This window comes from Marivirga tractuosa, assembly GCF_042140215.1.
In the GTDB taxonomy this organism is placed as follows: domain Bacteria; phylum Bacteroidota; class Bacteroidia; order Cytophagales; family Cyclobacteriaceae; genus Marivirga; species Marivirga tractuosa_A.
On sequence record NZ_CP159478.1, the window covers coordinates 1,249,729 to 1,261,134 of the forward strand.

Here is an 11,406-nt window from a genome sequence, read left to right on the forward strand (position 1 = left end):
TCTACCACAAAAATACGAATTTTCACCATTTCTTTTTAAGCTTACGTAAATAGTTGATAAAATATTCATATATCCTCTTAAAATGATATATTTGCAACTAACCAGCTAATAACCAATAACAACCATGAGACTTGCCCAAGTAGCGAGAAAACTTTCAATAACCACAGAAGATATAGTTGATTTCCTTGAAATCAGAGGTATTACTATTGAAAAGGATTCTAATACTAAATTAGAAGAAGAAGCTGTTCAGTTGCTTTATAGGTACTTTGAAATTGAAGAGGAAAATAAAGCTGAAGAATTACCTTCAGAAGAAGAATTTAAGGATGAGTCAATCAGTGATGTTATTATTGAGGATACTGAGCAAGAACCTAATGAGAAAGAAGAAGAGAAGGCTGAGGAAGAAACCATAAGTCAAAAGGAAGAGAAAGAGGAAGAGGAACCGACTGAGAAAGAAAATCAAGCAGTTGAAGAATCGGAAAAGGTAGATAAAAAATCATTTAAGACCGTTGAAGAATTATTAGAAACTGAAGGACAAGAAGTTGATGAGGATTTAGTAATTAAGCCAGCTAAAGTAGAATTAAGAGGATTAAATGTGGTAGGAAAAATAGATCTACCTGAACCAAAGCCAAAACCAGAACCAGAGGAAAAACAGGAAACAAAGCTTAAAGAAAAGAAATCATACTCAAAGCCGAGGAAAAAGTCTCCAAAAAGAAATCATAAACGTGAATTAAGCCCTTCGGAGATTAGAAAACGTGAAGAAGAACAAGAAGCCAGAAAGCGTGAAAGAATTGAAAAGGAGAGAAAGAAAAAGCGTGAGCAGTTTTACAAGGAAAAAATTTTAAAACCTAAACAGCTTGAGCAAAAGAAAAAGCCAAAAAAGAAAAAACCTGAAGAAGTTGAGCATAGTGAGATACAAAAACCTCAACCAAAGACAATACTAGGTAAATTTTGGAGATGGTTGAATACTTAATGTTACTTTAGTTACTTAGTATTCATTGCTAAAATTGGTTATTTGCAGTATTAAAGAAAATTGAATATAACACCTGAAAAGAATTAAATGCAAAAAGGGAATAAATTATATAGCATATTTAAATTTAAATGCCCAAGATGTCATGAAGGAGATTTGTTTAAGTCTAAAACTTATGACATTAAGAATTTCCAGAAAATGCCTAAGCATTGCTCGAATTGTGGTTTACGCTATATGTCCGAACCTTCCTTCTTTGATGGTGCTATGTATATAAGTTATGCGATGCAAGTGGCATTGATTATCACAGTTTTTGTTGCATTGAATATTTTAGGTTTTGCCGAACTTTGGTTAATTATTACCCTATCAGTATCCTTATCCCTCTTAATGATTCCTTTAACTTTTCGCTTGTCCCGATCTGCTTATATTAATTTGTTTGTTAAATATAATCCAGATAAAAGGTCAGAATACGAATAATCACTTTTGTTTAATTAAAACATACTTTTTTTTAAACAAAATATATTATCCCGTGTTAACAGCATAAATAATTTGTATTAATACGGTAATAATAATTAAAGAGTGATGAAAAGAAGAGACGTAATATTATTTATAGGAATTATAGTAGCATCAATTATAGGAACAAAAACTTTTGCAGGTTCGATTAGAAAAACCTAAGAAAGAAGAAATAGGCTCTGAAGAAGTTGACAGAATCATTAAAACCATTAAGGATAATCCTGAATTTTCAATGTTTTATGAAGCTATTGATCAGGCTAATTTATCGAAAGAGATTGCTAAGTTAGATAAAATGACATTAATGATTCCGAGCAATAAGGCTTTCAAATTATTGCCAGAAGATGTTTGGGAGAATTTCATGGATGATAATAATATACAAGCATTAGTGCAATTATTAAATTATCACGTTGTTCCTAAAAAAGTGAATTTTGATGATTTAAAAAACACTGACAAAATCAAAACACTGCAAAATCAATCCGTTAAGATATCTCATGAAAACGAACTAAAGATTGAAAATGCTGTGATTCAAGAAAAGCATGAAGAAACCTCAGATGTGATTATTTATAAAATTGATAGGTTGATTATGCCTTTAAAATAATTTATCCTTTTGGAGCTAAAGGAAGTGTAAATGAAAATACACTTCCTTTTTTTTCTTCTGATTCAATTTTCAGTTCAGATTTATGAATGGATAAGAATTCTCGAACAAGCTGAAGACCTAAACCTGTACCTTTCTCATTTCTTGTCCCCTTAGTAGAAACCTTTTTATCTTTCAGTTTTATTCTATCCAGTAATTCCTTTGATATGCCTACACCGCTATCAATTACTTTAATTCTAACTTTATTATCAACAGTTTTTTCAGATTCTACTGCTACTTCACCATTCTCCGTAAATTTAATTCCATTATTGATTAGATTTCTAATGATGAATCTCAGCATGGCAATATCTGCAAGAACTTCTAGTTCATTATTAATTTCGCATTTTAGTTTAATATTTTTTTCTAAAGCATTTACTTCAAATAAATAACAAACTTCAAACACTAAATCCTTGATATTTATCTCAATGAAATTTACATCATTTGTACTTCTTGACCATTCCAATAAATTCTCAACCAGTTCATTAAGGCTGTTAAGGTTGTTTTTGACCAAAGGAAATAATTGGGCTAAATCTTCTGGTTTGTTAGCATCTATGTAATTTGAATTCATATAAGCTCTCAAACTATTTATTGGCCCTTTTAAATCATGAGATATAATACTGGTGATGCGATTATTAAGTTGATTTAATGCTTCTAACTTATCATTTTTTATTTCTAACTCATTTTTTTTGTCTCTTAGCTCAATCAACTTTGAAGCTTGTCCCCCTAATATTTTTAAGGCTTTAATTTGATGATCGCTAAGTTTTTTTGGCTTAGAATCGATAACACAGAGGGTACCTAAATTAAAACCATTTTCAGATTTTATAGGCATACCTGCATAAAATCTGATGTTAGGGTCACCTGTTACCAATGGGTTGTCATAGAACCTTTCGTCAGCTACAGCATTTTCAATCACAAATATTTCATCACTATTAATAGCGTGCCCACAAAAGGAGACATCTCGTGCAGTAGAATCTACAGCAAGTCCTTTTTTAGATTTAAACCACTGTCTGTCATCATCTATTAATGTAACCAATGAAATAGGAACTCCGCAAATTATGGAAGCAAGTCCCACTAATTCGTCAAAATCTTTTTCCTGTTCAGAATCAAGTATATTTAACCTGCGGAGTTCTCTTAATCGTTCTTTTTCATTATCTGGAATTTCAGGCTTCTGCATCGATCTAATTTTCAATAAACAATTGAAGTTCAGCGTTTTTTAATTAAAAATCGACTTATTGCAATTATTTATTTGTTAAAATTTACGACAATTGAGCTACCTCGGATTCTCTGTTTATTTTTTTCACTAATCCTTGCAATACTTTTCCAGGTCCACTTTCAATAAAGATGGAAGCTCCGTCTTGAACCATTTGATGAACAGATTGTGTCCATCTGACTGGTGCAGTTAATTGAGCAATCAAGTTTGATTTTATTGCTTCCACATCAATTGAGCCTTGCGCATTTACATTTTGATAAACGGGGCATTTAGGTTCATTAAACTGTGTTTCTTCAATGGCTTTAGCTAATTCTTCTCTCGCTGGCTCCATTAGTGGCGAATGGAAGGCACCTCCAACTGGAAGAGGAAGTGCTCTTTTTGCCCCAGCTTCTTTCATTTTTTCACAAGCAATTTCAATTCCTTTATTAGATCCTGAAATCACTAACTGGCCTGGACAATTATAATTGGCAGGAACCACTACTTCATCACTAATTTCATCGCAAATTTTCTCTACAACCTCATCTTCTAACCCTAAAACTGCAGCCATAGTAGACGGATTGATTTCACAAGCTTTTTGCATTGCTAAAGCACGTTTATAAACTAATTTCAATCCATCTGAAAAAGTTAAAGTGCCATTTGCAACTAATGCAGAGAATTCTCCTAAAGAATGACCAGCAACCATCTCTGGTTTAAAGTCTGGATGAACTAATGCATTGATTACTGAATGTAAGAATACTGCTGGCTGAGTTACTTTGGTTTCTTTCAGTTCTTCGGCAGTTCCTTCAAACATTATTTTAGTTATATCAAAGCCTAAAATTTCATTGGCTTCATCAAATAGTTTTTTTGCATCAGCATTATTTTCATATAATTCTTTTCCCATTCCCGGATATTGGGCACCTTGGCCCGGAAATACATAAGCTTTCATGTGTATAGTTGTTTTTAAGTTTTCATATGCCCCAAAGGGATCCCTATGGGGGAATTCGCTACAAATTTTATTCCTACCAGAGGTAAGCCAGCTATCTTCGATTGTATGTTAAGATGGCTAAAATTTATGCTCATTTCATATAGTATTTATTTATTATTATAATTCAGAATGTAGAATTTGTGGCAAGTTATAAACTTTTGGAAAATCTAAATAGTCAGTGAATGCCTAATCCATTTCTAAAAATCTATTTTTGATATCTTTAGTAGGCATTCTGCAGCTATCTCTTTTTCCAAACCATTTATATCGGTTTCTGGCTATGAAATCGTAAACAAAATCTCTTATAAATTTGGGGATAATGATGAAGACATAAAAAACTTTCCAAAAACCATCTAGCTTTTTTGCTATTCTTAAAGCAGCACTGCTTTTGGAATAAAGATTTCCAGCATCCCAATAAAGAATACTGTCAGTTTTTTCAATTACTGATTGAGGAATATACTTTTTAGCAACTTCAGATTGTAAGGGAGCGAATTTGAAATAGCCTTTTTTATCTCTATCTATAATGAAATTGATAGCGCCATTACACAAGTTACATACCCCATCAAAAAATATAATAGGTTTTTCTTCTTCCAATTATCTTATAATTTGAACGTATCCTTTGTATTTTCTTTGCTTATTATCAGGGCGAAGCATGTCAAAGGTTGCAATAACTTCATAGAAGTAAGTTGCAGAAGGTAATGGATCTCCGCTAAAGTTCGTGCCATCCCAATTAATATATAAGCTATTCTCACCTCCACTTTCGTAGGCATATACTTGTTTTCCGTATCTATTAAATACTTTGAATTCAATTTTCTCCAAAAATCTAGGGCATCTTTCCAATGCTATTGAACCTGGCTCATTTGGCCTTTGATAGAAAGGAGTAAAGAAATCATTCTTAGTATCTCCATTAGGAGTAAAGACATTAGGGAATTCTAAATTTGGACAATTCTCTTTACAGAAAGTTTCAGAGAAATCACTTCTGTTTTCTGATTGATCCACCGCTCTAATCTTATAGCATCCTGCAAATTCAGTTAGATCGTCATGAATGAAGAAATCATCACGAGTTGTGCCAATTAATTCAAATTCACTTTCTAAGTCATTTTGGAAGAATATTTCGTAGTAACTAATTTGACTATCACAGCTGTCAGCTAAATCCGCTTCCCAGAAAAGTTCGTTTTGAAATTGATTGAATTCACAATCTTTATCAGCTAAAAACTCTAAACATTTGTCAGGAGAATCTAATTGAAAACCTACATCAAATGGAGGGCATGGATCTATTTGATCATCAGGTCGTGCACACAAAATTTGGGAGTCATTTAGCAGCGGTTCAAAAATATCTTCATTTCCATATCCTCCTGAAGTAGTTACATAATAGCAATATTCTTCATCATTAGATAAGTTTTGATTATTGAACTGTCCACTGTCTAAATATTGAAATCCATTTTGAGTGACATCTACTGAGTCAATCAAGATCATTTCATCAGGGTTGGAATTAACCTTATTTCTATAAATATAATGATAAGGGAAATCTTGATTAGTGTTTGACCAAGGTACACTAGCTTCCCAGCTTAGCTCAATAGATTCAAACAATCCAACTGATGAGAGCCTTACAGATGAAGCATTAGCAGAAATCTCAATCAAATTTTCTTCATTTACTTCATCGTTTAAAAGGTAAAGTTCTAATTGATAATTATATGATTCTGAAATTGTATTTAAACCAGTGTCAGTAAATGTTGTATCGTCTTCTACTACTGCTACAGGTTCAAGTTCACCTCCATTACTTCTCAAAATTTGATATTTATAAGGGGCAGGGTAAATTTCTGTATCAATATCCAAAGGAGGTAACCAACTTACTGTAATTTCTCCATTTTCAGAACTTGTTTCATCTACAGTAACATTGGTAACCACAGGGCCTGTAGCGGCTACTTTTTGACATACTTCTTCTGATGCATAACTTACTCCGCCTTTTGGTAATTCAAATATAGCTACTAATCTATAGCAATATGTGGCTCCGAAATCTAAGCCTTGTCCCGCATTATCATCTAAGAAAGTGTTTTGGCCCACTGGAATTGCACCAATTAACTCATAGCCACCATTTTCAGGAATGCCAATTTCACAATTTTCAGGTTCAAATTCGAAGCTATCTACTCTTCTGTAAACTTGAATCACTTCTGCATCACCACAGTTGTATTCATCCCAACTTACTTCAATTGAGCGTTGAGGCTTGCTTTCAGCTACTACATTTTTTGGAGAAGGAGGAACGACCGTTACACTCCAAGTTTCAAAAGCAGTTAATCTTAATCCTGAACCATTATCTGTTGCTTTAAACCTGACCAAATAAGGGTCTTCTCTAATATGAGAACAGTCAGTTTGCCAGGAGAAATTGGAAACTGTTGGAGATTCAAAAAAATCATCACTTTCTGGTGTTAAAACCGCTGGAGGCGATAAAACAAAAGGCCCACCAAAACCTTCAATTTTCACTAATGATTCTGGGTTTGGATCTGTTGCTATTATTTCGGCTTCAAGCAATGTTCCTGCTTCTATACAAGTGTCTAGTGGGATTTCCAGTTCAGGAGGATCATTTTCAGTTTCATCCACTATAATTTGCATATCGCGTGTAACACTTCCTAAAAAACGCCATTCGCCTGCAATTTTACGCCATTCTTCTGCAATAAAGGCAATATTGAATTCGCCTTTCATTCCAGGGGCATCCCATATTAAGTCACCAAGTACTTCATCAAGTGTTAAAGTAGCCGGGTTAGTTTGTTGGCTATTTTGGCCTCCTGCTGCTACTTCTGGAGATCTGAAATTAGGTACGTTTACACCTTCTCTGCTTTGAGGAGTTACCATTTTAAATGCGATACTATCACCATTGATATCAAAAGCTCCAGGGTTATGATAAAATAAGACTCCAACAGCCCCTTTATCTACAGGAGGAATTAAGAATATTGGAGTGTCATTACACCCAAAGAAAGGGTCTATTCTGATTAAAGTTTCCACATAAAAGGAAACTGAACCAGAATTACTCATATTTATAATGCCAACATTTCTAAAATCCTCTACATAAGAAACCACATAATTTCCATCGGAATTATAATTATGTTTTATTTTAAATTCTACGAGTTCAATCTCGTCATCAATTATTTCTTTTCTGCTAAAACCATCTGGGTTCAACATTATGGATTCACCATCACCAAATTTAAACTCGCCATTACCAAATAAAATATCAGAACCAGTATCTCTGTAAGCAGTAAGGGTAAATTCATACTCTCTACCACTACAACCAATTCTTTTGGCAGTAATTTCCCCGGCTCTAATATGAGTTGCTAAGGATTCACCTAAGGTGCAGACAATCAATATGATGAATAGAGTTAATTTTTTCACTAGTCAATTATTGGTAAGAACATTTAAAACGTTAATTTAAAAAATATTGTTCTCAAAACATCAAAACATTCAGATTTCATTTAAAGTTATTGATAAATACTTAATAAAGTGATATTATTTAGAATTGTTTAAAATAGAAAACACAATTGTTTTCTAAGTGTTCCAAATGTAACTTTGAGACGAACATTTTATTATAAACCTATTAATTAAAATAAAATATATGAGTTGGCTTTCTGACACTTTAACGAGTACAATCGGTAGGAAATTGGTGATGTCACTTACCGGACTTTTTTTAATCATTTTTTTGGTAGTCCATTTAGCGGGTAATTTTCAGTTATTAGCTGATGATGGAGGTTTAGCTTTTAATGCATATGCTAAATTTATGACCTCAAATCCCATTATAAAATTCACCTCTTATGGATTATATGCATTTATATTAATTCATATCATTATGTCAATTGCTTTGGTAATCAAAAACAAAAAAGCAAGGCCTGTTGGCTATGATAAAGTAAAAGGTTCTGCAAACAGCTCCTTTTCATCAAGAAATATGGGGATTTTAGGATTTATCATTTTTGTTTTTTTAGTAATCCATTTAAGGAATTTTTGGTATGAAATGCATTGGGGTTCTATTCCAATTGATGAAGCTGGAAACAAAGACCTATATGCAGTTGTTAATGCAGCATTCAGTGAATGGTGGTATGTTGCTATTTATGTGGTGTGTATGGTGGGATTAGCTTTTCACTTATCACATGGCTTTTCAAGCGCTTTTCAAACACTTGGAATTAACCATAGTAAATACACGCCATTCATTAAAAAATTAGGAATCGTTTATGCAATCCTTATTCCGGCTGCATTCGCTAGTATTCCATTAATCATGTTTTTCAATAGTTAAGGATAATTACTGTACTATGAATTTAGAATCAAAAATACCTGAAGGTCCATTAGCAGAGAAATGGACAAATCATAAATTTAATGTTAAGCTGGTGAATCCAGCTAACAAGCGTAAATATGATGTAATTGTAGTGGGTACTGGTTTGGCGGGGGCTTCTGCTTCGGCTTCTTTAGCAGAACTGGGATACAATGTAAAAGCATTTTGTTTTCAGGATAGCCCAAGAAGAGCACATTCTATCGCTGCTCAAGGTGGTATCAATGCTGCAAAAAACTATCAAAATGATGGTGATAGTGTTTACCGTTTATTCTACGATACTATAAAAGGTGGTGATTACCGCTCTAGAGAAGCGAATGTATACAGATTGGCAGAAGTAAGTGTTAACATCATTGATCAATGTGTTGCGCAAGGAGTTCCTTTTGCAAGAGAATATGGTGGTTTATTGGCCAACCGTTCTTTTGGTGGAGCTCAAGTTTCACGTACTTTTTACGCTCGTGGCCAGACTGGGCAGCAATTATTATTAGGTGCTTACAGTGCTTTAAGCCGTCAGGTTGCCAATGGTAAAGTAGAGCTATTTCCAAGAACTGAGATGTTGGATTTAGTGATGGTAGATGGGAAAGCAAGAGGTATCGTCACTCGTAATTTGGTAACAGGAAAAATTGAATCACACAGTGCACATGCAGTTGTTTTAGCTTCTGGTGGATATGGAAATGTATTCTATCTTTCTACCAATGCAATGGGCTCAAATGTAACTGCTGCCTGGAGAGCGCACAAAAAAGGTGCATTGATGGCAAATCCTTGCTATACGCAAATTCATCCAACTTGTATTCCTGTTAGTGGTGACCACCAATCTAAACTGACTTTGATGTCAGAATCATTAAGAAATGATGGCCGAGTTTGGGTGCCTAAAACAAAAGAATTAGCAGAGAAAATACGAAATAAAGAAATTCATCCTAACGACTTAAGTGAGGATGAAAGAGATTATTACCTAGAAACTAAATATCCAGCATTTGGTAACTTGGTTCCTCGTGATGTAGCTTCAAGAAATGCAAAATATGTTTGTGATGAAGGTAGAGGTGTAAATTCATCTGGAAAGGCAGTATATCTTGATTTTAGAGATGCTATCAATAGAGATGGAGAAGATACAATTGCCGGAAAATATGGTAATTTGTTCGATATGTATAGACAAATAACTGGAAGCAATCCTTATAAAGAGCCGATGATGATTTATCCTGCTGTCCACTATACTATGGGTGGTCTTTGGGTTGATTACAATTTGAAAACAAATATTGACGGATTGTATGCTACTGGAGAATCTAATTTCTCTGATCATGGAGCAAATAGATTAGGAGCTAGTGCTTTGATGCAAGGGTTGGCTGATGGTTATTTTGTGATTCCTTACACAATAGGTAACTATTTGGCTGGTGAGAAATACGAAAAAATTGGAACGGATCACGAAGCTTTCAAAGAAGCTGAAAAATCAGTAAAAGATAATATTGATAAATTGCTTTCTATAAAAGGAACAAAATCTGTTGACCAATACCACAAAGAATTAGGAAAGATCATGTGGGATTATTGCGGAATGTCCAGAACTGCTGAAGGTTTGAAGAAGGCCAAAGAAATGGTGAGAGAATTGAGAGCTGATTTCTGGAAAAATGTGAAAGTGTTGGGTACTAATGAAGAATTCAACAGTTCATTGGAAAAAGCTTCAAGGGTAGCTGATTTCTTAGAGCAAGGTGAATTGATGATTGATGATGCATTGCACAGAGAAGAATCTTGTGGAGGTCACTTCCGAGAGGAACACCAAACACCAGAAGGCGAAGCAAAACGTAATGATGAAGATTTTGCATATGTAGCTGCTTGGGAATATACTGAACCTGAACAACCAGAAAAGCTTCATAAAGAGCAATTGATATTTGAAAATGTAAAACTGACACAAAGAAGCTATAAGTAAGCTTTAGTCATCAAAAATATTTAATTATGAAATTCAATTTAAAAATCTGGAGACAGAAAAATAATCAAGATAAAGGAGCATTTAAAACTTATGGATTGGATGGTGTATCCTCAGATATGTCATTTTTGGAAATGATTGATGTTTTAAATGAGCAATTAATCGAGAAAGATGAAGATCCTGTACATTTCGATCACGATTGCCGTGAAGGAATCTGTGGAATGTGTAGTATGTACATCAATGGAGAGCCGCATGGTCCTTTGAGAGGTGTAACTACTTGTCAGTTGCACATGAGAAGCTTCCAGGACGGTGAAACCATCACTATTGAGCCATGGAGGGCTAAAGCTTTTCCTATAGTAAAGGATTTAGCGGTTGATAGAAGCGCATTTGATAGAGTGATTCAAGCTGGTGGTTATGTTAGCGTAAACACTGGAGGTACTCCTGATGCAAACGAAATCCCAATTCCAAAATCTGTGGCAGACGAAGCATTTGATGCTGCTACTTGTATTGGTTGTGGAGCTTGTGTTGCAGCATGTAAAAATGCTTCGGCTATGTTATTTGTGAGTGCAAAAGTTTCACAATTATCAATGTTACCACAAGGTAAAGTAGAAAGTGCAGAAAGAGCTCAAAAAATGGTTGCTCAAATGGATGAAGAAGGATTTGGAGCTTGTACTAATACAGGTGCTTGTTCAGCTGAATGTCCAAAAGGTATCGATTTGTCTAATATTGCAAGAATGAATAGAGAATATCTTGGAGCTAAAGTAGGTTCTCAAGAATAATCTTCTCATAAATAATTTTGAAAAGGGCTTCGGCCCTTTTTTTTATTATTAAAGTTTAATGAAATCATATTAAAAGTCAAAATAACTTCAAATTTCACCATTTGTTAAATTTTTTGTAGTT

10 protein-coding genes are annotated in these 11,406 nt (G+C 34.0%); 6 read left to right on the forward strand and 4 right to left on the reverse strand.

All coding sequences use genetic code 11. The features are described from left to right. Window positions 1–124 precede the first annotated feature (124 nt). The 3 genes from ABWH96_RS05690 to ABWH96_RS05700 all read left to right on the forward strand — a co-directional run bounded on the left by ABWH96_RS05690 (window position 125) and on the right by ABWH96_RS05700 (window position 2,075). A complete protein-coding gene (locus ABWH96_RS05690; protein ID WP_375580525.1) occupies window positions 125–970 on the forward strand; it encodes a hypothetical protein in 846 nt (281 codons plus the stop codon). Between the two features lie 87 nt (window positions 971–1,057). After that, window positions 1,058–1,441, forward strand: coding sequence for a DUF983 domain-containing protein (locus ABWH96_RS05695; RefSeq protein ID WP_375580526.1), 384 nt, complete (start codon window positions 1,058–1,060; stop codon window positions 1,439–1,441). 172 nt (window positions 1,442–1,613) lie between these two features. Then, window positions 1,614–2,075 (forward strand): fasciclin domain-containing protein, encoded by a 462-nt coding sequence (locus tag ABWH96_RS05700; RefSeq protein ID WP_375580527.1) that lies wholly within the window; start codon window positions 1,614–1,616, stop codon window positions 2,073–2,075. 1 nt (window position 2,076) lies between these two features. Here ABWH96_RS05700 and ABWH96_RS05705 read toward each other — a convergent pair whose 3' ends face one another. The 4 genes from ABWH96_RS05705 to ABWH96_RS05720 all read right to left on the reverse strand — a co-directional run bounded on the left by ABWH96_RS05705 (window position 2,077) and on the right by ABWH96_RS05720 (window position 7,666). Then, window positions 2,077–3,285 (reverse strand): ATP-binding protein, encoded by a 1,209-nt coding sequence (locus tag ABWH96_RS05705; RefSeq protein WP_375580528.1) that lies wholly within the window; start codon window positions 3,283–3,285, stop codon window positions 2,077–2,079. An 82-nt stretch (window positions 3,286–3,367) separates the two neighbouring features. Next, complete coding sequence (gene fabD, locus ABWH96_RS05710) at window positions 3,368–4,246, reverse strand: ACP S-malonyltransferase (RefSeq protein WP_375580529.1); 879 nt, start codon at window positions 4,244–4,246, stop codon at window positions 3,368–3,370. Window positions 4,247–4,471: 225 nt separating this feature from the next. Continuing rightward, window positions 4,472–4,876: a thiol-disulfide oxidoreductase DCC family protein gene (locus ABWH96_RS05715; RefSeq protein ID WP_375580530.1), complete on the reverse strand. Its 405-nt coding sequence runs from the start codon at window positions 4,874–4,876 to the stop codon at window positions 4,472–4,474. Next, window positions 4,877–7,666 carry a gliding motility-associated C-terminal domain-containing protein gene (locus ABWH96_RS05720; RefSeq protein WP_375580531.1) on the reverse strand — a complete coding sequence of 930 codons (2,790 nt, stop codon included), beginning with the start codon at window positions 7,664–7,666 and terminating at the stop codon, window positions 4,877–4,879. A gap of 220 nt (window positions 7,667–7,886) precedes the next feature. Here ABWH96_RS05720 and ABWH96_RS05725 point away from each other — a divergent pair, with 220 nt between their 5' ends. The 3 genes from ABWH96_RS05725 to ABWH96_RS05735 are packed head-to-tail and all read left to right on the forward strand — an operon-like array spanning window position 7,887 to window position 11,285. Beyond that, entirely contained in the window at window positions 7,887–8,558 is a 672-nt protein-coding gene (locus ABWH96_RS05725; protein ID WP_375580532.1) for a succinate dehydrogenase cytochrome b subunit, read from the forward strand. Window positions 8,559–8,574: 16 nt separating this feature from the next. Beyond that, window positions 8,575–10,509, forward strand: a complete 1,935-nt coding sequence (locus ABWH96_RS05730) for a fumarate reductase/succinate dehydrogenase flavoprotein subunit (protein WP_375580533.1) — start codon at window positions 8,575–8,577, stop codon at window positions 10,507–10,509. A gap of 26 nt (window positions 10,510–10,535) precedes the next feature. Next, complete coding sequence (locus ABWH96_RS05735; protein ID WP_375580534.1) at window positions 10,536–11,285, forward strand: succinate dehydrogenase/fumarate reductase iron-sulfur subunit; 750 nt, start codon at window positions 10,536–10,538, stop codon at window positions 11,283–11,285. The last annotated feature ends 121 nt before the right edge of the window (window positions 11,286–11,406 follow it).

Bases quoted from the DNA above. Each gene is read 5' to 3' on its own strand.
- ABWH96_RS05690 (WP_375580525.1), top strand. From the start codon at position 125: ATGAGACTTGCCCAAGTAGCGAGAAAACTTTCAATAACCACAGAAGAT.
- ABWH96_RS05725 (WP_375580532.1), top strand. From the start codon at position 7,887: ATGAGTTGGCTTTCTGACACTTTAACGAGTACAATCGGTAGGAAATTG.
- ABWH96_RS05735 (WP_375580534.1), top strand. From the start codon at position 10,536: ATGAAATTCAATTTAAAAATCTGGAGACAGAAAAATAATCAAGATAAA.
- ABWH96_RS05695 (WP_375580526.1), top strand. From the start codon at position 1,058: ATGCAAAAAGGGAATAAATTATATAGCATATTTAAATTTAAATGCCCA.
- ABWH96_RS05705 (WP_375580528.1), bottom strand. From the start codon at position 3,285: ATGCAGAAGCCTGAAATTCCAGATAATGAAAAAGAACGATTAAGAGAA.
- ABWH96_RS05730 (WP_375580533.1), top strand. From the start codon at position 8,575: ATGAATTTAGAATCAAAAATACCTGAAGGTCCATTAGCAGAGAAATGG.
- fabD (WP_375580529.1), bottom strand. From the start codon at position 4,246: ATGAAAGCTTATGTATTTCCGGGCCAAGGTGCCCAATATCCGGGAATG.